Below are 23599 nucleotides of genomic sequence, written 5' to 3'. Positions count from 1 at the left end.
GGCCGGCTACCCGTCGTCGCCTTGGTAGGCCATCACCCCACCAACAAGCTGATAGGCCGCGGGCTCATCCTGCACCGCCGGAGCTTTCAACCCACTCCCATGCGAGAGAAGGTATTATCCGGTATTAGACCCCGTTTCCAGGGCTTGTCCCAGAGTGCAGGGCAGATTGCCCACGTGTTACTCACCCGTTCGCCACTAATCCACCCGAAGGCTTCATCGTTCGACTTGCATGTGTTAAGCACGCCGCCAGCGTTCGTCCTGAGCCAGGATCAAACTCTCCGTGAATGTCACCGGGATATCCCGGAACAACACGCAAGAGCGGCGCGACCGGGAGGAATAATCCCCGTCGCGCACAGCGTCCTCGCTGTGTTTTGTTCTTCAAAGGAACCACGCCCCACGAACCACAATCGGTCCGCGAAGACGGGGTATCAACATATCTGGCGTTGACTTTTGGCACGCTGTTGAGTTCTCAAGGAACGGAAGCTTCCTTCAGACCGTTTCACCGGCCCTCCGGGCTTTCCCTTCGTCGTGTCTCCGACTTTAGCAGAAGTTCACTGGTCGGAATTACCACTCGCGTTTCGGAGACACGGATGCCCGAACTGAGATTTCTCTCGGCTTGGGTGGTGTGTCTTCGTCGAGCGAAGCGACATGGATCCTAGTTGGTCACCAGCGGACGTGTCCAGCTCGTGACAACCGTTCTAACCTACCTCCCCGCCAACCTTGAGTCAACGGTTCACGGTGAGGAACTTTCAGGCGGCCTCACGCGAAGGTCGACGGAGGGGTCTCCAGGTCTTCCAGCTCGATGCCGGGGGCCGCGAGGACCACGTCCCCGGCGATGTGGACGTCGTGCTGATCGCCGGTCGCGAGGTCGTTGACCTGGTATTCGTCCACAGCCAGCGGCCCGTTGTCAGTGGGGTGTGCTGTCCTGGTGATCAAGGACCAGGACTGGTCCACGGTGAGGGGCGCGAGCACGGGGGGCCGGAATGACACGAGACGTACGCGGGTGGCGGGGCCGCCGGGTTCCAGGCGGAGCAGTCGCGCGGTGGCGATCAGGAACGCGGGCGAGGCACCGGTGAAGGCATGGGCGGCGGCGTTGCCCTCCTGGGCGTGTTCGCCGGTGGGGTCGGTACGGACCCAGGTGACGCCGTCGAGCGCGGCTCCGCGTACCTGCCAGGCGGACGCGTGGAGTTCGAGGCGGATGGGGCGGCCGAGCTGGTCGAGGGTGAGGTCGACCGAGCCCGTGTGATCGCCGCCGGGGGTGGTGGTCTGCGCGGTGTAGCGCCAGCCGGAGGGGCCGGTGGCGCAGTGGAAGTGTTCTGCACCGAGGGGGGTGTGGTCGTGTGTGTCGTGGAACGAGTAACGGCCTCGGGGCATGGTGGGGTCTCGGTGTCTTTCGGTGTGCCGGTGACGTGCGAGGCCCCCGCCTCGGACGGGAGACGGGGGCCAGCGCGCGGTGGATCAGTAGCGGTAGTGGTCGGACTTGTAGGGGCCTTCGACCTTCACGCCGATGTAGGCGGCCTGCTCCGGGCGGAGCGTGGTGAGCTTGACGCCCAGCGCGTCCAGGTGGAGACGGGCGACCTTCTCGTCCAGGTGCTTGGGGAGCACGTAGACGCCGATCGGGTACTCCTCCGGCTTGGTGAACAGCTCGATCTGGGCCAGGGTCTGGTCCGCGAAGGAGTTGGACATCACGAAGGAGGGGTGGCCGGTCGCGTTGCCCAGGTTGAGCAGGCGGCCCTCGGACAGCACGATCAACGTCTTGCCGTCGGGGAAGGTCCAGGTGTGGACCTGCGGCTTGACCTCGTCCTTGACGATGCCGGGGATCTTCGCGAGGCCGGCCATGTCGATCTCGTTGTCGAAGTGGCCGATGTTCCCGACGATGGCCTGGTGCTTCATCTTGGCCATGTCGGAGGCCAGGATGATGTCCTTGTTGCCGGTCGTGGTGACGAAGATGTCGGCGATGCCGACGACGTCGTCGAGGGTGGCGACCTGGTAGCCGTCCATCGCCGCCTGGAGCGCGCAGATCGGGTCGATCTCGGTGATGACGACGCGGGCGCCCTGGCCGCGCAGCGACTCCGCGCAGCCCTTGCCGACGTCGCCGTAGCCGCAGACCACGGCGACCTTGCCGCCGATGAGGACGTCGGTGGCGCGGTTGATGCCGTCGATCAGGGAGTGGCGGCAGCCGTACTTGTTGTCGAACTTCGACTTGGTGACCGCGTCGTTGACGTTGATCGCCGGGAAGAGCAGCGAGCCGTCCTGCTGCATTTCGTAGAGGCGATGGACGCCGGTGGTGGTCTCCTCGGTGACGCCGCGGATCTCGGACGCGAGCTGCGTCCACTTCTGCGGGTTCTCCCCGAGGGTGCGGTTGAGGAGGCGGAGGACGAACTGCTCCTCCTCGCTCTCCGCGGTGGCCGGGTCCGGGGCGGCGCCGGCCTTCTCGAACTCGACGCCCTTGTGGACCAGGAGCGTGGCGTCGCCGCCGTCGTCCAGGATCATGTTGGGGCCGCCGGTGGCGGTGTTCGGCCAGGTCAGGGCCTGCTCCGTGCACCACCAGTACTCTTCGAGCGTCTCGCCCTTCCAGGCGAAGACGGGGATGCCCTGCGGGTTCTCCTCGGTGCCGTTCGGGCCGACGGCGATGGCCGCGGCCGCGTGGTCCTGGGTGGAGAAGATGTTGCAGGACGCCCAGCGGACCTCGGCGCCGAGGGCGACGAGGGTCTCGATCAGGACGGCGGTCTGCACGGTCATGTGCAGCGAGCCGGTGATCCGCGAGCCGGCCAGCGGCTGCGCGGCGGCGTACTCGTTGCGGATGGACATCAGGCCGGGCATCTCGTGCTCGGCGAGGGTGATCTCCTTGCGGCCGTAGGCGGCAAGCGAGAGGTCCGCGACCTTGAAGTCGGTGGCGGTGGTGGTCATATGAAGTGCTCCTCGGTGCTGCGGTCGAGGCGGACGTGGATACGGCGCGGCCACGGGGCATGTACGGGGGTGCCATCGTGCGGACACACCCGTCCCCTAGCGGCAGCGCAATCCGTCGGAGGCCCTCTCTCCCTCGGCCGGGCATCGCGAGATGACCCGCCCGACCGCCATCAGCAGCGACGTCTGGCTACGACAAAGCTACACCGGACGGGCGGTCCGCCCCAGTGCGCTTCCGGTCACCGGCCGCCAGGAGTCTGGTCCGGGTCGGGGCCCGCGGCGGCGGCCTGCTCGCTGTAGATGTCGGGTTCCAGGTAGACGACGCGGACGAAGGGTTCCGCGGCGCGGATGCGTTCCTCGGCGGCGTCGATGGCGCGGGCGACCTCGGCGGCGGTGTCGTCGTGCTGCACGGCGATCTTGGCGGCGACGAGGAGTTCTTCGGGGCCGAGGTGCAGGGTGCGCATGTGGATGACGCCGGTGACGGTGTCGCCGTCGACGACGGCGGCGCGGATCCTGGCCAGCGAGTCGGGTCCCGCGCCTTCGCCGATCAGCAGCGACTTGGTCTCGGCCGCGAGGACGAGGGCGATGGTGATGAGCAGCAGGCCGATGCAGAGGGTGCCGATGCCGTCCCAGACGCCGTCGCCGGTGGCGAGGGCGATGCCGACGCCGATCAGGGCGAGGACGAGGCCGATGAGGGCGCCGAAGTCCTCCAGGAGGACGACGGGGAGTTCGGGTGCCTTGGCGCGGCGGATGAACTCGGCCCAGGACTGCTTGCCGCGGGTGTGGTTGGACTCCTTGATGGCGGTGCGGAAGGAGTAGCCCTCGGCGATGATCGCGAAGACGAGGACGCCGACCGGCCAGTACCAGTGCTCGATCTCGTGCGGGTGGCGGATCTTCTCGTAGCCCTCGTAGACCGCGAACATGCCGCCGACGGAGAACAGCACGATCGAGACGAGGAAGGCGTAGACGTAGCGTTCCCTGCCGTAGCCGAAGGGGTGCTCGTCGTTGGCGGCGCGCTTGGCCTTCTTGCCGCCGATCAGGAGCAGCGCCTGGTTGCCGGAGTCGGCGATGGAGTGCACGCCTTCGGCGAGCATCGAGGACGAGCCGCTGAACGCGAAGGCCACGAACTTGGCCACGGCGATGGCCAGGTTGGCGCTCAGCGCCGCGACGATCGCCCGTGTTCCGCCTGACGCGCTCATAGGTGCTGGGGTCCCTTTCGTCGGCCCGGGGTCTGTGTCTTGTCGTACCGGGCGTTGCGGACGCACATTGTTGCAGCCCGTCGGGCTTTTGGTGCGTCAGGCGGCCACGGTGGCCCGGAAGACGGTGCCTTCGCCGGTCAGGGTGGTGCGCTCGCTCGCGGGGACGTACGCCGACTCGCCGGGGGCCAGCGTCAAGGCGGTGCCGTCGCCGTCGCGCAGTTCGGCCCGGCCCGCGGTGCAGAGCAGGATCTGCGGGGTGCCGGAGTCGAGGGTGCGGGCCTGCGCGCCGGGGGCCAGGACGTAGCGGGAGAGCCGGAATTCGTCGATCGGCGCCGCGTACAGCTCTTCGCCGTCGGGGGCGGCCTCGGGGCGCAGGACGCCGGGGTCGCCGGCCTCGAAGCGGACGACGCGCAGGAGTTCGGGGACGTCGATGTGCTTGGGGGTGAGGCCGCAGCGCAGGACGTTGTCGGAGTTGGCCATGATCTCCACGCCGAGGCCGTCGAGGTAGGCGTGCGGGACGCCCGCGCCGAGGTAGAGGGCTTCGCCGGGTTGCAGGCGTACGTAGTTGAGCAGCATCGCGGCGATGACGCCGCGGTCGCCGGGGAAGCTGTGGGCGGCCTGGGCGTAGGCGGCGTAGTCCGCGGCGTACGTGCTGTCGGTGGTGGACAGCCGGGCGGCGGCCTCGGCCGCGGCGGTGACGGACTCGGCCATCGCCTCGGGTTCCGCGGTGAGGACGGCGGCGAGGACTTCGCGCAGCGCCTTGTCCTCGGGGTGGGCGCGGAGGATGTCGGCGTAGGGCGCGAGGGCGGGGACGCCGAGGCCGTCGATGAGGTCGGCGGCGTCGGTGGGGCGGCGGAAGCCGCACAGTCCGTCGAACGGGGAGAGCGCCACGAGCATTTCGGGCTTGTGGTTGGCGTCCTTGTAGTTGCGGTCGGGGGCGTCGGTCGGGATGCCGCGGGCTTCCTCGTCGGCGAATCCGGCCTTGGCCTGCGCGAGGTCGGGGTGGACCTGGACGGAGAGCGGCGCGCCCGCGGCCAGCACCTTGAACAGGAAGGGCAGCCGGGGGCCGAAGCGCTTGACGGTGGTGTCGCCGAGTTCGGCGCGAGGGTCGGCCGCGATCACCGTGTCGAGTGCGACGGGGCCTTCGCCGCGGTCGATCCGGGAGGGCGCGCCGGGGTGGGCGCCCATCCACAGTTCGGCCTGGGGTTCGCCGGTCGGCGGTGTGCCGAGCAGTTCGGGGATGGCGGTGGTGGATCCCCAGGCGTAGGGGCGGATCGTGTTGGTGAGGCGGTTCATGCGGTCATGATCTCTCAGCCGAGGCGACGGTCAGGTAGACGGTGGCGAAATCCGCGAGGGCGATCAGTTCGGCCGCGGTGTCGAGCGGGCCGCCGGGGGCGGCGGCGATCTCGCTGAGCGGGGTGTCGTGGGCGTACGCCTGCTCGCGGGCGGCGGGGGTGGCGGGTCCGGGCTGCTCGGAGTTCTCCTGGAGGAGCACGATCCGCAGGCGCAGTCCCCCGGGTTCTTCGACGCGGTCGCGGAAGAAGTCCTCGGGGTCGGCGGCCAGGGCGAGGGCGCTGGCCTGGAGGGGGCCGTGGACGGTGAGCGCGGCGGGCAGTTCCGCGGTGAGCGCGGGCTGGCCCGCGCGGGTGCCGAGCACGGTCGCGAAGCGGCGGGCGGCGGTGGCGGAGAGCCGGCCCTGGCTCCACAACAGCCGGGAGGGCGTCGGCCAGTTCGGCCGCGAGGGTCTTGGCCGGGTTGGTGTACGTGGCGATGGCGGGGCCGCAGCGGGCGGCGACCTCGTCGAGCCGGTCGGCGACGCCGTACAGCGCCTGGGTGGGTGCGCTCAGCAGGCCGATCCGGTCGGCGAGGGCGAGCAGCGGGGCGAGGAGCGCCCAGAAGGCGCCCGCGTCGTTGGCGGGGTCCTCGTCCGCGGGGTCCGCGCCGTTGCCGAAGGGCGCGGCGAACGGCAGGGCCATGCCGTGCACCTGTTCCACGGCTTCGGCGAGCGGTGCCTTGACCGGGGTGACGGCGGCGGCGGTGCAGCCGCGGCGGTATGCCTGTTCCACGAGGTCGGTCAGGCCCTGCTCGCTGCCCTGCGGGGTGATGAGCAGCAGCAGGTCGAGCGGTCCCGCCCAGCCGGGCAGTGTCCAGCGGGACTGTTGCGGGGTGGGTCCTGTGGGCGGCAGCACCTCGACGGGGCAGGTGCCGGAGCCGAGGGCGACCAGCAGGTCGGCGACCGCGGCGGCGTCGGGTCCGCTGGCCGCGAGCAGGACGGTCCGGGGGCGGCCGTCGGGCCGCAGCGCGGTGACTCCGGCCTCTTCGGCCAGGCGCAGCGCGGTGCGTACGCGGGCGCCGGCGGCGGCGACGCCCAGCAGCAGTCCGCGGCTGTCCGCGCGGGCCAGCGCTTCGGGGTCCTCAAGCAGCGACTCGTCGAACAACGCGACCTCCCGGTCGGAAGCGGCCTGGTCAGGGTCGGCGGATGGATGGGGCGGACGGGCGGTCCGGCGGTCGTGCGGGGGTGTCAGCGGGGGCGGCGGGCCTCGTCGACGAGGAGTACGGGGATGTCGTCGCGTACGGGGTAGGCGAGGCCGCACGTGTCGGAGGTGCAGACCAGCTCGTTCGCGTCGGCGTCCTCGCGGAGCGGGGCGTGGCACGCCGGGCAGGCGAGGATTTCCAGGAGGCTGGGTTCGACGAGCGGCATGGTGGGGTCCTCCGTGCTGGGTGCGGCGAGCGGCGAGGTGCCACCGCGCGCGGGACTGCGGTCGGGATACGGCGGGCGCGTGCTCCGAGCGGTACGGTCCCGGGCCGGGCCGACGGCTCCCGCCGCGTACGTTCTCAGCCTATAGCCGTAGCGCCCGGCCCCGAGTGCGGCCTGTGGATAACTCCGGGAGCGCCCATGCGGTGACCGCGCCCGTACGGCGACGGGACCCGTACGACGACCGGCCCGCGTACCCCCGGCCGCGTAGGCCCCACCCCGCGTCGGGCCCGCGAGACCACGCGGGCTCAGGTCCTGACGATCGCCAGGACCTGGTCCCTGACGCGGGCCACGCCCTCCGCGTCGCGCGCCTCGACGTTCAGCCGCAGCAGCGGCTCGGTGTTGGAGGCGCGGAGGTTGAACCACCAGTCGGCGGACGTGACCGTGAGCCCGTCCAGCTCGTCGAAGGTGACGCCGTCCTGGCCGGCGAAGGCGGCGCGGACCGCCGCGGTGCTCGCGGCCTGGTCGGCGACGGTGCTGTTGATCTCGCCGGAGCCCGCGTAGCGGTCGTAGGCGGCGACGAGGGCGGACAGCGGGCCGTCCTGGGCGCCGAGGGCGGCCAGCAGGTGGAGGGCGGCGAGCATGCCGGTGTCGGCGTTCCAGAACTCGCGGAAGTAGTAGTGCGCTGAGTGCTCGCCGCCGAAGACGGCGCCGGAGTCGGCCATTTCCTGCTTGATGAAGGAGTGGCCGACACGGGTGCGCACCGGGACGCCGCCGTGTTCCCTGACCACCTCGGGCACCGACCAGGACGTGATCAGGTTGTGGATGATCGTGGCGCCGGGGTGCTTGGCCAGTTCGCGGGCGGCGACCAGGGCGGTCACCGCGGACGGGGAGACGGGTTCGCCGCGCTCGTCCACCGCGAAGCAGCGGTCGGCGTCGCCGTCGAAGGCCAGGCCGATGTCGGCGCCGGTCTCGCGGACCCGCGCCTGGAGGTCGACCAGATTCTTCGGGTCGAGCGGGTTGGCCTCGTGGTTGGGGAAGGTGCCGTCCAGTTCGAAATACATCGGCACCAGGTCGACGGGCAGCCCGTCGAGGACGGTGGGCACGGTGTGGCCGCCCATGCCGTTGCCCGCGTCCACGACCACCTTGAGCGGCCGGATTCCGGAGAGGTCGACCAGCGAGCGCAGATAGGCGGCGTAGTCGCCGAGCACGTCGCGCCGCACCAGGGTGCCGGTTTCCGCGTCGACGGCGGGGACGCCGTTCTCCAGCCACTTCTCCGCGAGCGCGCGGATGTCGGCGAGGCCGGTGTCCTGGCCGATGGGGGCGGCGCCCGCGCGGCACATCTTGATGCCGTTGTACCGCGCCGGGTTGTGACTGGCCGTGAACATGGCGCCGGGCAGGTCGAGTTGCCCGCTGGCGAAGTACAGCTCGTCGGTGGAGCACAGGCCGATCCCGGTGACGTCCGCACCGCGGGAGGCGGCGCCGCGCGCGAAGGCGGCGGACAGGCCGGGGGACGAGGGCCGCATGTCGTGTCCGACGACGATCGCCGTGGCGTCGGTGACCGTGGCGAAGGCGGCGCCGAAGATCTCGGCGAGCGGCTCGTCCCACTGGTCGGGTACGACTCCGCGCACGTCGTAGGCCTTGACGAGCTGCGACAAATCGGCCACTGCACACCTCTGGTGAACTCTGGTGAAGGGTCGGAACGGCGCCGGTGGGCGGCGCGGTGGAGTTTCCACCACAACCTACCCCGATGGGGTGAGCGGAGTTTTTCGCCGCCGCCGCGACGCGAGGGGTGGCGTCACGGGAGCCCCGAAAGGGTCAACGGGACGGCGCGAGGGGCGGCTTGCGCGGGGTGGGGACCGCGCGGTGGGGACGGGAGGTGAGGCCGGCTGCTACTGCTCGGGCGAGCGGAGCACGCGCAGATGGCCGCGGCGGGCCACTTCCAGCGGGTCGATGTCGCGCGGGCCAGGGCCCTGCTGGCGGCGCTCCTGGGGGCGGGCCGCCTCGCGCACCGCGTTGGCGAGCGCTTCGAGGTCGTCGCCGCTGGGCCCGACGGGACCGGTGTCCGTCGCCAGGCGGACGACTTCCCAGCCACGGGGCGCGGTCAGCCGCTCGGAGTGCTCGGAGCACAGGTCGTAGCAGTGCGGTTCCGCGTACGTGGCGAGCGGTCCGAGAACGGCGGTGGAGTCCGCGTAGACGTACGTCAGCGTCGCGACGGCGGGACGGCCGCATGCGGTGCGCGAACAGCGACGTACAAGGCTCACGAGGTTGGACGGTACCGCACTCTTGAGCGGGCCGCGACGACTCTCCGCCAGCTCACCCGGTCGTGTCGTCACGTGCCCCCGGAATCGTGCCGTGTGACGGCCGCCGCGCTGACCTGCGCGGACGGAAAACACATGGCAGGCGCGGGGCGGAGGTGCGGGAGAAGTACGACACGCGGTCACGGCCGGGAAAGGCGGCGGCTGGCGCATATGCGTCTGATCTATGGCCAGATGCTGACTGCGTGGTGTCCGTCCTGTGCGCACCCGGCGGGAGGGCTAGGCTCATCGCTGATGGAAAGCTCGGCACCTCCTCCTTCCGCACCCCGTCCGCGCCACCGCGACCGCCACGGACGTGGGATGCGCGGGCCCATCGCGCCCCCGCAGGTGCCGCTGGCGCTCAGCCGCGCCGACGCCTTCGACGACCTGGTGCGCGACGCCGCCGACCGGCTGGAAAGGCGCTGGCCGCAGCTCGCCGACGTCGAATTCGCCGTCCAGGAGGTGCCCTGGCCGCAGGACACCCCGCCGACGGACGACGACACGGTGCCGCTGGGCCGTCTCATCGGCGCGGGCAAGGACCGGCCGAGCCGCATCGTGGTCTACCGGCGCCCGGTGGAGATCCGCGCCAAGACCCGCGATGAGCGGGCGCTCCTGGTGCACGAGATCGTCGTGGAGCAGGTCGCGGAGCTGCTCGGCCTGTCCCCCGAGAACGTCGACCCGAAGTACGGCGAGGACTGACACGGCCCGGCGCGGCCCCGACGCGGACCGCCCGCATATGGTGCGGCCCGCGAGGACCGCACCATATGCGGGAAAACGCTCTAGTGGTTGAGAATCCCCAGGTCGGCGCGGGCGGCGGGAACATCCACCATGCCGTGGTCGTCGGACATCGGCTGGATCGTGAACATCGGCACCCCGTCCAGCGGGAGCGCCAGCGTCCGTGAGGCGTAGACGCTTCCGCCGGAGACGCGCTCGACGGTCACGGCGAACGTGCCCTTGCCGGACGCGGGCAGCGGCGGCGGGACGGCGACGGTCGTCCCCGCCTTGACGCTGACCGTCTTCGACACCGGCTCACCGCCGGAGGATCCGGCCGACGCGGTGATCTTCACACTGGCGTCCTGGCCGACGGCGACCAGCGACAAGGTGGAGCCCTTGGTGCGGTTGTCGGCGACGGTGGAGCGGGTCTCGATCGCCGGGGTGGCGGGCAGGAACGCCATCTCCTGCTTGGCGCCCTTGCCGCGCGTCACCCGCAGGCCCGCCACCACGGGGACCGCCGCGTGGACCTGGCTGGAGGTGATGACCAGCGAACCCGCCTCGCCCTTGGTGAGGTCACCGAGGTCGACCGCGCTGGTCATACCGCTCTTGACGTGCAGCGTCTCGTGTCCCGCGGGGGTGATCGAGCCGGTCGGCGTCGCCAGCTTCAGCGTGAGGTCGGCGTCGTCGGAACCGGCCGCGTACACCACCAGGCGCACGGTCGCGGCGTCGGCGGGGATGCCGGGCAGCACCAGGCTCGTGGCGGGCTCGGCGGCCGGGGTCAGCCAGTCGCTGCCGAGCTTCTTGTCGATGGCCTGAACGGCCGCGCCGACCCGGCCGCTGCGCGCCACGACGTGCACGGTGAGGTCCTGCGCCTTGTCCGCGACCAGGGTGGACAGCAGCACCGGCTTGGCGGACTTGCCCGCCACGGTGACGCCGTCGCCGGTGGACGCCTTCAGCAGGCCGTCCTTGCCGTACAGCTCGATGTCGACGACCGCCGGGGTGTCGTCGGGGTTCACCAGGTGCAGGAAGTCCTGCCGGTCGGGTCCCGTGCTGGCGCCCGCGAACCAGAATTCGCTGTCCGGCGCCACGCAGGACGCGCCGAGCAGGCCGCGGCCCGCCCCGGTGTCCACGACGGTGGTCTGCTGGACGGTCCAGCCGGGCGCGAGCGGCCCGTCGGCCGTACCGATCAGGGCGGGCGCGTCGGGCTTGTCGGTGGAGCTGGTGGCGGGCTTGCCCGCGGCCTTCAGCGGGGTGAGCGCCTTGCCCTTGGGCGTCGCGGGGACCAGTTGCGCGCTACCGGAGCCGGTCGCGCCCGCCGTCCCCTGCGGGGTGAACGAGGTGTAGGTGGTGTTGGCGAATTCCGACGAGGACGGCGCCGGGCACAGCAGATTGCTGCGCTGTACGGGCAGCCGGGCCGCGGAGGCCACCGGCGCGGTGTCCCGGTCGCCGCCGCCGGACACCACGGCGGCGCCGGTCAGTACGGCCAGGGCGGCGACGGCGCCCGCCAGGGAGATCGTGCTGCGGTTCACTGGTGGTCGCTCCCGTCGCGGCGCTGGTCGTCTTCGGCGTAGTACGGGGCGGCCGGGTCGGGGTACGCGGCCGGGTCGTAGGGCTGCTGTCCGCCGTACGGCGCCTGCCCGTCGTACTGCTGCTGCGGCTGCTGCTGGTCGTAACCCGCCGTCTCGTCGTAACCGGCCGCCTCTTCGTGGCCGGTCGTCGCGTACGGGTCGTAGGGCGGCGGGGGCTGCTGCGGGTAGCCGTACTGGTCGGTGTAGCCGACCTGCTGCTGCTCGTACGTGCCTGGCTCCGCCGCGTACTGCTGCTGCCCGTCCCACTGCTGCTGGGCGGGGTCGGTGCCGTAGCCGGGGTCCTGCCGCGGGTAGCCGTAGAACTGCTCGCCGGTGTCGGGGGCAGGTACCGCGTACGGGTCGTAACCGCCCTCAGAGGGGTCGTACGGGGTCTGCGGCGGTGCGTCGGGGCCCGCGGGCCCGTCCTGGCCCTGCCGACCGTGGTGGGCCTGCTGGGCCGCGTAGGCCGCCTGCTCCTGGCCCTCGGCCTCCGCGGTGTCGGGATCGGCCGCGGCGGCCTCGGCGTCGGCCGCCGCCTGGAGGCGGCGGGCGCGACGGCCCTCGCCCGCACCTTGTGCGGGAATCTGGACGGCGCTGGGCGCGTCGGCCTCCGGCAGGTCGTCGTCGATCTCGCGGCGGCGGCCCGGCAGGGCCAGCACGATGACCACGAGCAGCAGCAGTCCCTGCGCGCCCAGCCAGAAGGTGTGGGTGAACGGCTCCTCATAGGTGACGTCCAGACGGCCGCCGGTGGCGGGCAGCTGGAAGCCCTGCGCCCAGCCGTCGACGGTCGTTCTGGGCAGCGCGGATCCGTTCAGGGTGGCGTGCCAGCCGGGCGCGGCGGAGTCCGCCAGGCGCAATACGCGGCCTTCGGGACCCGCGGGCACCGTGGTGTGCGCCTCGACCTTGCCGGCCGCGACGGCGACGGACTGCGCGCCCTTGCTGGTGATCGCGATCCTGGAGACCGCGTCGTTGACGCGCCACAATTCGCTGCCGTCCGCCTGGCTCACCCGGGACAGGCCCGGGGTGCTGTCCAGGACGCGGCCCACCGAGCGCGGCGCGCCCTTCTGCGCCAGTACGTAGCGGATGGCGTATCCGGTGAGGCGGCTGCCCTGGTCGGCGCCGGAACCCGCCACCAGGTTGGCGACGACGGTGTCGAGTTCGCTGTCGCGGGACGCCTCCGCGGCCAGTTCGGCGTCGCCGATCCGCGCGCCCGCGCCGCGCACCAGGGAGTACGAGATGCGGCCCGCGGTGCCGTTGAGCACCAGGGTGCGGGCCTGGTCGCGGGAGGTGCTCTCCTCGGCGACGAAGGCGGGCACCTGCTGCGGGTCCTGGCGCTTGATGGGGCCGTTCGCGCCGTCGGCGACCCAGGTGAAGGCGGCCAGCAGCGGCGCGAGGGCCGCGGCCAGCGCGATCAGGCCCGCGACGGGCTGGCGCCAGCCGAAGCCGCTGGCGGCGATCCGCTCCTTGGCGCCTTCCGCGCCGATCGCGGCGGCGGCCAGCAGGGCGAGACCGTAGACGAGGGTGGCGGGGCCCGCCCACGCCTTGGTGTTCTCGATGACGGCGAAGAGCAGTCCGGTCGCGGCGGCGGCCCAGGCGGCGACGATCGCCGGGCGGCGGGTGTCGCGCATCAGGGCGGCGAGCGCGGCCAGGACGACGCCGATCAGCAGGAAGGCGGCGCCCGCCTTGGGGCCGCCGGGGCTGAGCATCAGCAGGTCGATGCCGGAGACGCCCTTGTCGCCGTACGGCAGTCCCGCCTCGTGCAGCAGGCGTCCGGGGTGCACGAGCAGCGTCAGCGACCAGGGGGCGAGCAGCACGATCGGGGTGATCAGCAGGGCCGCGAAGCGCAGGAGCTGCGGGACCAGGAGCTGCTGCTGGCCGCGGGCCATGCGCCAGCCGAGGGTGGCGGCGGCCAGTGTCAGGGCGATCGGCCAGGTGACCGGGGTGAAGGCGGTGGTGAAGGTGAGCATCAGCGCCAGCGCCCAGGTGGAGCGCCAGCCGGGCCGTGCGCCGCGCTCGATCGCGCCATCGCCGAGCTGGAGGCCCGCGGCGCCGACGGCGGCGCGCGCCATCAGCGGCAGCAGGATGGCCAGGACGGCGGTGCCGAGCCGTCCGGTGGCCAGCGCCCCGGTGGCGGCGGGCAGGAAGGCGTACGCGACCGACGCCCAGGCGCGCAGCAGGCGCGACTCGACGAGCGGGCGGGAGGCGAAGTAGGCGGTGATCCCGGCCAGCGGCACCGAGGCCACCAGCAGCAGGGTGAGGGTGAGTCCCGTGGAGCCGAAGAGCACGGTCGCGAAGAGCGCGAGGACCGCGATGTACGGGGGCGCGGCCTGGGTGCCGCCGGTGCCCAGCGCGTGCCAGGAACCCGTGTAGGTGCCCCACAGGTCGGAGGCGCCGGGGTCGGCGGGCAGCAGGGCGCCGCCGAAGAGGGCTCCCCCGCCGAGCAGTGAACGGCAGGCGGCGAGCGAGACGACGAGCAGGACGGCGAAGAGCACGGGGCCCGGCTTGCGGGCGACGCGCTTGAGCCGCGCGAATTGCTCGACTTCCAGGAAGTCGCCGTCCTCGTCGCCCGGTCCGGACTCGACGGAGCCGCCGTGGCGTCCCGCGGCGGCGGACGCGGCGTCCGCGCGGCCCGCGATGTTGCTGACGACCTGGTCGACGGTGGCGCGTACGGTCGCGCCGGGTGGCGGGAAGAGCGGTCGCAATTCGGAGGGCGGTACGGCGCCGCGGCCTCTTCTGCGTCTGGCGGCCAGCACCCGTCCGGGGCGCAGCAGGACGCCGAGCAGTCCGACGATCTCGTCGACGGCCTGTCCCGGCACCTTGCCGACGAGATAGGCGAGCGTGCGCAATATGGTGCCGACGGCGATCCGCAGCATCACATAGGGCAGCAGCGGGCCGCGGGTGTTGGCCAGCAGGGTGTAGACGGCGCCGGCCTTGTCGACGCGGTGCGGGTTGACCGAGGAGCGGCCCGCGCAGTCGACCGGACGGCGCTCGCGGGAGGCGGCCTCGGCGTGCCACATGACGGCGTCGGGAGCGACCAGCACGGTGTGGCCCGCCGCTTGGGCGCGCCAGCAGAAGTCGACGTCGTCGCGCATCAGGGGCAGCCTGCGGTCGAATCCGCCCAGCTCCTCCCACACGTCGCGGCGCACCAGCATGCCCGCGGACGACACGGCGAGCACCGGGCGGGTCTGGTCGTGCTGGCCCTGGTCCTGCTCGCGGCGTTCGAGCGCGGTCCAACGGCGACCGCTGCGGGCGATGCTGACGCCGACTTCGAGGAGCTGCCTGCGGTCGAACCAGCTCCGCAGCTTGGGGCCGATGATCGAGGCGGACGGCGAGGCGTCCGCGGTGCGCAGCAGGGCGGCGAGCGCTCCGGGGTCGGGCTCGCAGTCGTCGTGCAGCAGCCACAGCCACTGGACGGGGTCGCCGTGCGGCTGCTCGGGCTCGTCGTACGCGTCGTCGTTCCAACTGCGGCTGACCGGGTCCCAGCCGCTGCGGCGTCCCAGGTACGGCAACTGCTCGGCGCTGAGCGGCGCGGCGACCCTGGCGGCCTCCTCGACGGCGGCGCCGAAGCCGGTGCGGCGGGCCAGGTGCAGGACGCGCTGGTCGCCGAGGGAGTCGGCGAGCAGCCGCGCGGAGTCGTCCGCGCTGCCGGTGTCGGCGGCGATCACGTCCTGGACAGGGCGGTCCTGGGAGAGCAGGCCGGCGAGGGCTTTGGGCAGCCAGCGCGCGCCGTCGTGCGCGACGAGCACGGCGGTGACGACGTGGCGCGGGAACTCAGGGATGCCGGCCGGGAAGAAGGCCGGTGCTGGGCTGTTCACGGACATCGAGGTTCGGGCCCCGGTTCGCTGGACTGCGGTTGACGCATCGGCCGCCGGCGGCGGGGAACGTCTCGGACGGGCCCCCACACTAACGGCTTACACCGGGGGCTCCGTCCGAGTGTGAGAACAACGGCAGCCCGCCTCCCGTGCCGGTGGGCGCGGAAAGCGGGCTGTACGCGGGCTGCAAGCGGGGTGTGCGGGAGCTGTGATCGGGCCGGTGCGCGGTGCCGCGCGAGGGGTCGGGGGCGCGGTCAGGGCTCGGTCGGCGCCCTGCCGCGGACCCGGTCCTGGGACCGGTCGTCGGCCCGGTCGCGTGGGTCAGACGACGCCCTTCTTCAGGCGGCGGCGCTCCCGCTCGGACAGGCCGCCCCAGATGCCGAAGCGTTCGTCGTTGGCCAGGGCGTACTCCAGGCAGTCGGAACGGACTTCACAGGCGAGGCAGACTTTCTTCGCCTCACGCGTGGAACCGCCCTTTTCCGGGAAGAACGACTCGGGGTCGGTCTGCGCACACAGCGCGCGCTCCTGCCAGCCGAGTTCCTCGTCGGCCTCTTCGGCCAGCAGCAACTGGAACTGCTCGGTCATGCGCGCCCCTCGTCTGTCGTGCTTCCCCGTGATGTTGCCGTCACCATGAGCGGCCTAACGACACGAGTGAAATTACAAGTGTGCCGATCCGGGCCAGTCAAGCCGAGATCTGCTATTGGGCCCGTTATTCACTCCGCTGAACCAAGAGGTGACAGAAAGTGTTGATATCGGCCTAAAATCCGGTATCCGTCAACCATGGTCCCGCCGATCCACCGTTCACACCTCGTCAGACGCCTTGGCGACGCGCCACGTTCCGCCATTCGGGTGAAGCGTTGTGGATCACATTCCGATCACAGAAGCACAACAGCACAACGTGCTCTTCATGCGGTTGGGCACCACATATCCGCACACTTCTGCGCACAAACCTTTCACCAACCCTTCCAGCCGGATCAGGTGAAAGATTCGCGACATTCCGGACATCCGGTTGACAAGGTACGGGCGCGACCGGTCTCCTTGGCGGCATGCCTGCTGAGCACCACGCGCCTACCCGGACTCGCCGTCGCGAGTCCCGCTGCGTCGCGCTCGCCCAGAGCTGTTGTCGTTCCTGTTGTTGCCGCTGAGCCCCCTGCCCAGGACCTGTCACGGACCTGGCACCGCCTAGCCACTCGCGCATCACGAGGAACACACCTTCATGTACAGCGATGTCTCGATCGCCGGTGACCCGCTCGCCCTTCCCCACCTGCTCCCCCCGGTGCCGCAACACCCACGCACCGTCGCGGAGTTCGCCGGGCTCGCCCGCTCCATCGCCGCCGACCGCGAGCGATGGGCCCCCCAGGTGCGCTACGACGCCACCACCCGCTGGTACGCGCGGCTGCGCCGCGGCCCCGGCTACGAGGTGTGGCTGCTGAGCTGGCTGCCCGGTCAGAGCAGCGGGCTGCACGACCACGGCCTGTCGTCCGGTGTGCTCACCGTGCTCCAAGGCGCGCTGCGCGAGCGGGCGCTGCCGGATGCGAGCACGGGGGCCTCGGGCGGCGTCGGCCGCGAGGTCAACCGGGTGCTGTCGGCGGGCGCGCAGCGTGCCTTCGCGCCCGGTTACGTCCACGAGGTCGTCAACGACGCGCTGGAACCCGCGGTGAGCCTGCACGTCTACTTCCCCGGCCTCACCAAGATGACCCCGTACGCCTGCACGTCCGCCGCCCCGCGGGCCGATACCTCACGGGCCGCCGCGGCGGGCTGACAGACTGGGAACCATGCGAATCGTGGTTCTGGCCGGAGGTATTGGAGGGGCGCGCTTTCTGCGCGGCCTGAAGGCAGCGGCGCCGGAGGCGGAGATCACCGTCATCGGCAACACCGGAGACGACATCCATCTGTTCGGTTTGAAGGTCTGCCCCGACCTCGACACCGTGATGTACACCCTCGGCGGCGGCATCCACGAGGAGCAGGGCTGGGGGCGGGCCGAGGAGACCTTCGCGGTCAAGGAGGAACTCGCCGCGTACGGCGTGGGCCCCGAGTGGTTCGGTCTCGGCGACCGGGACTTCGCCACCCACATCGTGCGCACACAGATGATCGGCGCGGGCTACCCGCTCAGCGCCGTCACCGAAGCGCTGTGCGCCCGCTGGAAGCCCGGCGTGCGGCTCATCCCGATGTCCGACGACCGGATCGAGACCCACGTGCTGGTCGAGATCGACGGCGAGCGCAAGGCCGTTCACTTCCAGGAGTACTGGGTACGGCTGCGCGCCTCCGTCCCCGCGCACGCCGTCGTGCCGGTCGGCGCGGAGGGCGCCAAGCCCGCTCCCGGCGTCCTGGAGGCGATCGGCGAGGCGGACGTCATCGTCTTCCCGCCGTCCAACCCCGTCGTCAGCATCGGCACCATCCTCGCCGTGCCCGGCATCCGCGAGGCCATCGCCGAGGCCGGGGTACCGGTCGTCGGCCTCTCCCCCCTCATCGGCGACGCCCCCGTGCGCGGCATGGCCGACAAGGTGCTGGCCGCCGTCGGGGTCGAGTCGACGGCCGCGGCCGTCGCCGCGCACTACGGCTCCGGGCTGCTCGACGGCTGGCTGGTCGACACCGTCGACGCCGCCGCCGTCCCCGAGGTCGAGGCCGCCGGAATCCGCTGCCGGGCCATCCCGCTGCTCATGGACGGCCCCGAGGCCACGGCCCAGATGGCCAGGGAGGCGCTGACGCTCGCCGAGGAGGTACGGGCATGAACGCGCCCCGCTACGAGGTGTTCGCCGTCCCCGGCATCGGCGAGGTGCAGCCGGGCGCCGACATCGCCAAGCTCATCGCCGCCACCGGGACCGAACTCGCCGACGGCGACGTCCTGCTGGTCACCTCCAAGATCGTCAGCAAGGCCGAGGGCCGGATCGTCAACGCCGACGACCGCGAGGCCGCCATCGACGCCGAGGCCGTACGCCTCGTCGCCCGCCGCGGACCCACCCGCATCGTCGAGACCCGGCACGGCTTCGTCATGGCCGCGGCGGGCGTCGACGCCTCCAACACCGCGGCGGGAACCATCCTTCTGCTCCCCGAGGACCCCGACGCCTCCGCCCGGCGCGTCCGGGACGGCCTCCGCGAGATCCTCGGCGTACGCGTCGGCGTCATCGTCACCGACACCTTCGGGCGGCCCTGGCGCGAAGGTCTCACCGACGTCGCCATCGGCGCCGCCGGGGTCCGCGTCCTGGACGACCTCCGCGGCGGTCTCGACAGCCACGGCAACCTCATGTCCGTGACGGTGACCGCCACCGGTGACGAGCTGGCCGCCGCCGGGGACCTGGTGAAGGGGAAGGTCGGGGGGTTGCCGGTGGCCGTCGTACGGGGGCTCGGCGAGGTCGTCGCCGCCGAGGACGCTCTCGCCGACGGCGACGATTCCGGCGCGCGGCCTCTTGTGCGGGCCGCCGCCAACGACATGTTCCGGCTCGGCACCTCCGAGGCCGTACGCGAGGCAGTCTCGCTGCGGCGGACGGTACGGGAGTTCACCGACGACGCGGTCGATCCCGCCGCCGTTCGACGTGCCGTCGCGCTCGCCGTCACCGCGCCCGCCCCCCACCACACCACTCCGTGGCGGTTCGTCCTCCTGGAGTCGGCCGAGACACGGGAGCGGTTGCTCGACGCCATGCGGGACGCCTGGGCGGCGGACCTGCGGCGCGACGGTTTCTCCGAGGAGTCCGTGGCACGGCGGCTTCGGCGGGGGGACGTGCTGCGGCGCGCTCCTTATCTCGTCGTGCCGTGCCTTGTCGCCGACGGGGCTCACGCCTATCCGGATGCGCGGCGGGGGGCCGCGGAGCGGGAGATGTTCGTGGTGGCGGTGGGGGCGGCCGTCGAGAACTTTCTTGTGGCGCTTGCCGGGGAGGGGCTTGGCTCCGCGTGGGTTTCCTCGACGATGTTCTGCCGTGACGTCGTCCGCGACGTCCTTCGGCTTCCCGCCGACTGGGATCCCATGGGGGCCGTGGCCATTGGGCGGCCGGCCGCCGCGCCGGCCGTTCGGCCGGCTCGCGATTCCGCCGCCTTCATCGCCGTTCGCTGAGCCCCCTCCGGGGGGGTTGTCTTTGCCCGCCCGCCCACCCGTGCGGGTGTTTTCTTCGTCTGCGGGTGCCGCTTGTGCCTGGTCGGTGCCGGTCCGGGGCACCTCCTCGAAATGCGGCTACCTGGCCTTGCTGATCCGGTGCCCTTCTTGTCACCGCATTTCTGCGGGGGCACCCCGGCCCGTCCCCTCCCGGTACGTCGGCGTCCGCCTGTCCGGTGGGGGTTGCCGGGAGGGGGGTGGGTGGGCCGAGGTGCGGGGACGGCCGACGGTCCGCTGTGGTGCCGGGGCGGGGGTGGGTGGGCTCGGGTACGTCGGCGTCAGGCTGTCGGTGGGGGTGGCGGAGGGGGGTGGGTGGGCCTAGGTGCGGGGACGGCCGACGGTCCGCCGTGGTGCCGGGGCGGGGGTGGGTGGGCTCGGGTACGTCGGCGTCCGACGGTCCGGTGAGGGTGCTGGCGGGGGGGTGGGCTCCGGTACGTCGGCGTCCGGCCGCCGGTGGGGGTGCTGGGAGGGGGGTGAGTGGGAGCCCTGCCGTCCAACCGGGTGGGCGGGAACGGGTGGGCTGGACAGGGGGGCCGGGGGGCGGGCTCTGCACCGCCCGGCTCTTCGCTCGGGTGAAGGGGGCGGGGCCCGGGTCTTGCCGGGTTCGACGGTTCGGCCCGGGTCCGCAACCTGACGGCCGCCGGAGGGGGTGGGGGGCTGGGGGTTAAGGGGCCACCTGGTCCTCAGGGCGGGTGTGGGGCTAGCCGCAGGGGTTTTGTGGGGCGCTTGGGGAAGGGCCCGAGCTCTGCGGCCCACCGGGAGGGGCCACCGGCGCAGGGCGGCCCGCCGAAAGAACCCCCTAACCTCCCCGGCAACCCCCACCGGACAGGCGGACGCCGACGTACCGGGAGGGGACGGGCCGGGGTGCCCCCGCAGAAATGCGGTGACAAGAAGGGCACTGGATGAGCAAGGCCAGGTAGCCGCATTTCGAGGAGGTGCCCCGGACCGGCACCGACCCAGGCACAGGCGGCACCCGCAGACGAAGAAAGCACCCGCACGGGTGGGCGGGCGGGCAAAGACAAAGGGCAAGAGGGCTAGCGGCCAGGAGGGTTGGGGGCCAGGCGGGGGGCGCGGCGGGGCGGGGCGGGAGAGTTGAGGAGGATGAGGCGGGCGGCACGGTGCCGCTGCCCCGCGTAGGGGGCGAGAAGACCGAGCATGACCTCATCGGAAGAGCGGCGCTCACCCGTGAGGGCGTACCCGACCCGATGCGGCAGGTGCAGGTCCCCGACCGTCACGGCATCGGCGGCCCCATGACTGCGCTGAAGCGTCTCGGCAGCCGTCCAGGGCCCGATCCCGGGCACCGACTGGAGCCGCGTGGCCGCCTCGCCGGGCGGAAGGGCGGTGAGCCCTTCGAGCGAGGAGGCGGCCCGGACGGCCCGCAGGACGGTGGAGGCGCGCTTGTTGTCGACCCCCGCCCGGTGCCAGTCCCAGGACGGGACCAGGGCCCACCCCCGCGCGTCGGGCATGACGCGCATGCGCTCGGCGCCCGCCGGCCCCGGCGCGGCCTCTCCGTGGCGGTGGAGCAGAAGCCGCCAGGCCCGGTACGCCTCGGTGGTGGTGACCTTCTGTTCCAGGATGGAGGGGATCAGCGATTCGAGGACGAGCCCGGTACGGGTCAGCCGCAGACCTGGGTGGCGCCGGTGCGCGGCGTGCACGAGCCGGTGCCGGGGCGTGAACGCGGCCGGATCGTCGTCGGCGCCGAGCAGCGCGGGCAGCGCGTCGAGCAGCCACTGGCCGCCGGGCCCCCACGCGTGGGCCTCGATCGTCGCGGGACTTCCGGTCAGGCGGAGGGTGCCCGCGCCGTCGGGCGTGCGGCTGGCCCGCCAGACGGTGCCGTCCGGGTCGATCCGGAAGGCGGGGTCGCCGTAGCCGCGGCAGAGCGGGTTGAGGGTGAGCCGGATGTCGAGCGGCCCGGCAGGCGACCAGGACCGGGTACGCGGAGCCGCGGGAGCCGCCGATGACACCGACGCCGTGCAAGCGGCGGTGGCGGTGGTGGAGGCGGGTCGGGGTCGCGGGAGAGGCACCCGGCGAGCGTATCCGCCCCCTCCGACGCACCCGCCGCCCCGCCCCCGTAAAGCCGAGCCCCCCGCCCTACTGGTCCGACGAGAACCGCACCGCGCCCGCCGGAATCCGGGCTCCGCACCAGATCCGTACGCCGTCGCGCAGTTCGTTGTCGGGGCCGATGTGCGCGCCGTCGCCCACGACGGCGCCGTCGAGGACCGTGCGGGCGCCGATGACGGCGCCGATGCCGACGAGCGAGTCGCGGACGACGGCGCCGGGCTCGACGGTGGCGCCGGACAGCACGGTGCTGCCGTCGACGCGGGCGCCGGCCCCGATGACGGCGCCCGTGGAGACACAGGTGCCGCCGGAGAGCTTGGCGTCGGCGGCGACATGGGCGCCGGTCAGGACGAGGTGGTCGCCGCCGAGGCCCGCGACGGCGGGGGACGGCGCGTGGCCGAGTACGAGGTCGGCGGAGCCGCGGACGAACGCCTGCGGGGTGCCGAGGTCGAGCCAGTAGGTGGAGTCGACCATGCCCTGGAGGTGGGCGCCGGCGGCGAGCAGGTCGGGGAAGGTCTCGCGTTCGACGGAGACCGGCCGCCCGGCCGGAATGGTGTCGATGACCGAGCGGGTGAAGACGTAACACCCCGCGTTGATCTGGTCGGTGACGATCTCCTCCGGCGTCTGCGGCTTCTCCAGGAAGGCCGTGACGCGGCCGTCCGCGTCGGTGGGGACGAGGCCGAAGGCGCGCGGGTCGGCGACCTTGGTCAGGTGCAGCGAGATGTCGGCGCCGGTGGCGCGGTGGGTGCCGACGAGGGCGGGGATGTCGAGGCCGGTGAGGATGTCGCCGTTGAGGACCAGGACGGGGTCGCCGGGCGCGGAGCGCAGCCGGTGGGAGACGTTGCGGATGGCTCCGCCGGTGCCCAGCGGCTCGGTCTCGGTGACGTATTCGAGGTGCAGGCCGAGCGCCGAGCCGTCGCCGAAGTGCGGTTCGAAGACCTCGGCGAGGTAGGAGGTGGCGAGCACCACGTGCTCGACCCCGGCGGCCCTGGCGCGCGCGAGCTGGTGGGTGAGGAACGGGACTCCGGCCGCCGGGACCATCGGCTTCGGGGTGTGCACGGTCAGCGGCCTGAGCCGGGTGCCCTTGCCCCCGACCAGGAGGATCGCTTCGGTTGCCGCAGGGCTCTCCACGGGGCGCTCCGCGCTGACGGCGGAGGCGGGGTGTGCTCGCATGGCAAGCATAGTGACATAAGCCGTAAAGATGAGTATTCACGAACTGACGGACAGTCGGCCGCGCCGCCACACAGACACCCGTACGGACGAGCCGAGTCGGACGAGCCGAGTCGGACGGGCCGAGTCGGACGCGCCGAGTCGGACGGGGACGCCACGCGAGACGGCCGCACGGGGAACCGGCCCCCGTACCCGTACGGGCACAGGCCGTCGTGATCGCTGGGGGTAGCCTGACACGCGTGACGCCGACCGCCAACACGCCCGACACGCCCCGCACGCCCCAGGGCCCCGCGACTCCCGCCGGGCTGCTCGACGCCGCGCTGCGCGGTGATCCGGGCCGCCCGCTGGTCACCTTCTACGACGACGCGACGGGTGAACGCGTCGAGTTGTCGGTGGCGACCTTCGGGAACTGGGTGGCGAAGACCGCGAATCTGCTCCAGGACGAGTTGGGCGCGCAGCCCGGCGACCGGCTGGCGCTGCTGCTGCCCGCGCACTGGCAGACGGCCGTGTGGGTGCTGGCCGGTTTCTCGGCGGGCGTCGTCGTGGCGCCCGGCGGCGATCCGGCCGGTGCCGACCTGGTGGTCAGCGGCCCGGACACCCTGGACGCGGCGCGGGCCTGCGGCGGCGAGCGGGTCGCGCTCGCGCTCCGGCCGCTGGGCGGACGCTTCCCGCAGCCGCCCGCGGGCTTCGTCGACTACGCGCTGGAGGTGCCGAGCCAGGGCGACCGTTTCGCGCCCTACGCGCCGGTCGGCCCGGACGCGCCCGCGCTCGTACTGCCGGACGGCGGGGGTGTGCTGACCGCGTCCGAGGTCGTCGCCAAGGCGCGGGCGTCGGCCGCCGCGCTCGGGCTCGGCCGCGGCGGACGGCTGCTGTCGCCGCTGTCCTTCGACACGTGGGACGGGCTCGCGGCCGGGCTGCTCGCGCCGCTCGCCGCCGACGCCTCCGTGGTGCTCTGCCGCCACCTCGACCGGCTGCCCGAGGAGCAGTTGGCCAAGCGGAAGGACGCCGAGCGCGTCACCGTATCTCTGTAGCGGTCACGCGCCCCGGCCTCGCCGGACGCCTCTGTCGTCACTTCCGTCACAGCTCGTCAAC

General features: G+C 72.5%; 17 protein-coding genes, 1 rRNA gene and 1 pseudogene. 5 read left to right on the top strand and 14 right to left on the bottom strand.

Features of this window, described 5'->3' with window-relative positions; genetic code table 11:
- The 9 genes and pseudogenes from ACZ4EF_RS04020 to ACZ4EF_RS03980 all read right to left on the bottom strand — a co-directional run.
- Window positions 1-285: ribosomal RNA gene (locus tag ACZ4EF_RS04020) — 16S ribosomal RNA — on the bottom strand; the annotation flags it as partial.
- A 474-nt stretch (window positions 286-759) separates the two neighbouring features.
- Window positions 760-1374, bottom strand: a complete 615-nt coding sequence (locus tag ACZ4EF_RS04015) for a hypothetical protein (RefSeq protein WP_467502608.1) — start codon at window positions 1372-1374, stop codon at window positions 760-762.
- Between the two features lie 84 nt (window positions 1375-1458).
- Window positions 1459-2910: an adenosylhomocysteinase gene (gene ahcY, locus ACZ4EF_RS04010; protein ID WP_355350085.1), complete on the bottom strand. Its 1452-nt coding sequence runs from the start codon at window positions 2908-2910 to the stop codon at window positions 1459-1461.
- Between the two features lie 236 nt (window positions 2911-3146).
- Window positions 3147-4106 (bottom strand): cation diffusion facilitator family transporter, encoded by a 960-nt coding sequence (locus ACZ4EF_RS04005; protein WP_467502606.1) that lies wholly within the window; start codon window positions 4104-4106, stop codon window positions 3147-3149.
- 96 nt (window positions 4107-4202) lie between these two features.
- Window positions 4203-5402 carry a mannose-6-phosphate isomerase, class I gene (gene manA, locus ACZ4EF_RS04000; protein WP_467502604.1) on the bottom strand — a complete coding sequence of 400 codons (1200 nt, stop codon included), beginning with the start codon at window positions 5400-5402 and terminating at the stop codon, window positions 4203-4205.
- A 4-nt stretch (window positions 5403-5406) separates the two neighbouring features.
- Window positions 5407-6544, bottom strand: a pseudogene (locus ACZ4EF_RS03995) (SIS domain-containing protein).
- An 83-nt stretch (window positions 6545-6627) separates the two neighbouring features.
- Window positions 6628-6807, bottom strand: a complete 180-nt coding sequence (locus ACZ4EF_RS03990) for a Trm112 family protein (RefSeq protein ID WP_188283872.1) — start codon at window positions 6805-6807, stop codon at window positions 6628-6630.
- 302 nt (window positions 6808-7109) lie between these two features.
- Window positions 7110-8468 carry a phosphomannomutase/phosphoglucomutase gene (locus tag ACZ4EF_RS03985; protein WP_467502602.1) on the bottom strand — a complete coding sequence of 453 codons (1359 nt, stop codon included), beginning with the start codon at window positions 8466-8468 and terminating at the stop codon, window positions 7110-7112.
- 225 nt (window positions 8469-8693) lie between these two features.
- Window positions 8694-9116 carry a DUF3499 domain-containing protein gene (locus ACZ4EF_RS03980; RefSeq protein WP_355350091.1) on the bottom strand — a complete coding sequence of 141 codons (423 nt, stop codon included), beginning with the start codon at window positions 9114-9116 and terminating at the stop codon, window positions 8694-8696.
- A gap of 237 nt (window positions 9117-9353) precedes the next feature.
- On the opposite strand from ACZ4EF_RS03980, the gene ACZ4EF_RS03975 reads away from it, so the two are divergent.
- On the top strand, window positions 9354-9797 hold the full coding sequence (locus tag ACZ4EF_RS03975) for a metallopeptidase family protein (protein WP_391052892.1): 444 nt from the start codon (window positions 9354-9356) through the stop codon (window positions 9795-9797).
- Between the two features lie 80 nt (window positions 9798-9877).
- Here the strand turns inward: ACZ4EF_RS03975 and ACZ4EF_RS03970 are convergent, their stop codons facing one another.
- The 3 genes from ACZ4EF_RS03970 to ACZ4EF_RS03960 all read right to left on the bottom strand — a co-directional run bounded on the left by ACZ4EF_RS03970 (window position 9878) and on the right by ACZ4EF_RS03960 (window position 15777).
- The gene (locus tag ACZ4EF_RS03970) at window positions 9878-11341 is read right to left on the bottom strand and encodes a DUF5719 family protein (RefSeq protein ID WP_391052895.1); all 1464 of its coding nucleotides are present in this window, start codon (window positions 11339-11341) and stop codon (window positions 9878-9880) included.
- Window positions 11338-15201 (bottom strand): glycosyltransferase family 2 protein, encoded by a 3864-nt coding sequence (locus ACZ4EF_RS03965; RefSeq protein ID WP_467502599.1) that lies wholly within the window; start codon window positions 15199-15201, stop codon window positions 11338-11340. The genes ACZ4EF_RS03970 and ACZ4EF_RS03965 overlap by 4 nt, the downstream gene beginning before the upstream one ends.
- A gap of 312 nt (window positions 15202-15513) precedes the next feature.
- Window positions 15514-15777, bottom strand: a complete 264-nt coding sequence (locus tag ACZ4EF_RS03960) for a WhiB family transcriptional regulator (protein WP_031519519.1) — start codon at window positions 15775-15777, stop codon at window positions 15514-15516.
- A 631-nt stretch (window positions 15778-16408) separates the two neighbouring features.
- Between ACZ4EF_RS03960 and ACZ4EF_RS03955 the strand changes: the two genes are divergently transcribed.
- From ACZ4EF_RS03955 to ACZ4EF_RS03945, 3 genes are read left to right on the top strand one after another with little or no spacing between them, the layout of a single operon-like run.
- Window positions 16409-16954 (top strand): cysteine dioxygenase, encoded by a 546-nt coding sequence (locus tag ACZ4EF_RS03955; RefSeq protein ID WP_355350060.1) that lies wholly within the window; start codon window positions 16409-16411, stop codon window positions 16952-16954.
- 13 nt (window positions 16955-16967) lie between these two features.
- Entirely contained in the window at window positions 16968-17924 is a 957-nt protein-coding gene (cofD, locus tag ACZ4EF_RS03950; protein WP_355350057.1) for a 2-phospho-L-lactate transferase, read from the top strand.
- A complete protein-coding gene (locus tag ACZ4EF_RS03945; RefSeq protein WP_467502596.1) occupies window positions 17921-19240 on the top strand; it encodes a coenzyme F420-0:L-glutamate ligase in 1320 nt (439 codons plus the stop codon). The genes cofD and ACZ4EF_RS03945 overlap by 4 nt, the downstream gene beginning before the upstream one ends.
- Before the next feature lie 1073 nt (window positions 19241-20313).
- Here the strand turns inward: ACZ4EF_RS03945 and ACZ4EF_RS03940 are convergent.
- Entirely contained in the window at window positions 20314-21243 is a 930-nt protein-coding gene (locus ACZ4EF_RS03940; RefSeq protein ID WP_467502649.1) for a DNA-3-methyladenine glycosylase family protein, read from the bottom strand.
- Between the two features lie 127 nt (window positions 21244-21370).
- A complete protein-coding gene (gene manB, locus ACZ4EF_RS03935) occupies window positions 21371-22510 on the bottom strand; it encodes a mannose-1-phosphate guanylyltransferase (RefSeq protein WP_467502594.1) in 1140 nt (379 codons plus the stop codon).
- 236 nt (window positions 22511-22746) lie between these two features.
- Between manB and ACZ4EF_RS03930 the strand changes: the two genes are divergently transcribed.
- Window positions 22747-23538: a TIGR03089 family protein gene (locus tag ACZ4EF_RS03930; RefSeq protein WP_467502592.1), complete on the top strand. Its 792-nt coding sequence runs from the start codon at window positions 22747-22749 to the stop codon at window positions 23536-23538.
- Window positions 23539-23599 lie beyond the last annotated feature (61 nt).

The organism is Streptomyces sp. NPDC025721 (genome assembly GCF_055558595.1).
The sequence above is the reverse complement of the archived record's forward strand: the minus strand, read 5'-3'. Positions and strand labels throughout refer to the sequence as shown.

Coding starts and splice junctions, on each gene's coding strand:
- ACZ4EF_RS04015 (WP_467502608.1), bottom strand. CDS start 1,374: ATGCCCCGAGGCCGTTACTCGTTCCACGACACACACGACCACACCCCC.
- ahcY (WP_355350085.1), bottom strand. CDS start 2,910: ATGACCACCACCGCCACCGACTTCAAGGTCGCGGACCTCTCGCTTGCC.
- ACZ4EF_RS04005 (WP_467502606.1), bottom strand. CDS start 4,106: ATGAGCGCGTCAGGCGGAACACGGGCGATCGTCGCGGCGCTGAGCGCC.
- manA (WP_467502604.1), bottom strand. CDS start 5,402: ATGAACCGCCTCACCAACACGATCCGCCCCTACGCCTGGGGATCCACC.
- ACZ4EF_RS03990 (WP_188283872.1), bottom strand. CDS start 6,807: ATGCCGCTCGTCGAACCCAGCCTCCTGGAAATCCTCGCCTGCCCGGCG.
- ACZ4EF_RS03975 (WP_391052892.1), top strand. CDS start 9,354: ATGGAAAGCTCGGCACCTCCTCCTTCCGCACCCCGTCCGCGCCACCGC.
- ACZ4EF_RS03965 (WP_467502599.1), bottom strand. CDS start 15,201: ATGTCCGTGAACAGCCCAGCACCGGCCTTCTTCCCGGCCGGCATCCCT.
- ACZ4EF_RS03960 (WP_031519519.1), bottom strand. CDS start 15,777: ATGACCGAGCAGTTCCAGTTGCTGCTGGCCGAAGAGGCCGACGAGGAA.
- ACZ4EF_RS03955 (WP_355350060.1), top strand. CDS start 16,409: ATGTACAGCGATGTCTCGATCGCCGGTGACCCGCTCGCCCTTCCCCAC.
- cofD (WP_355350057.1), top strand. CDS start 16,968: ATGCGAATCGTGGTTCTGGCCGGAGGTATTGGAGGGGCGCGCTTTCTG.
- ACZ4EF_RS03945 (WP_467502596.1), top strand. CDS start 17,921: ATGAACGCGCCCCGCTACGAGGTGTTCGCCGTCCCCGGCATCGGCGAG.
- manB (WP_467502594.1), bottom strand. CDS start 22,510: ATGCGAGCACACCCCGCCTCCGCCGTCAGCGCGGAGCGCCCCGTGGAG.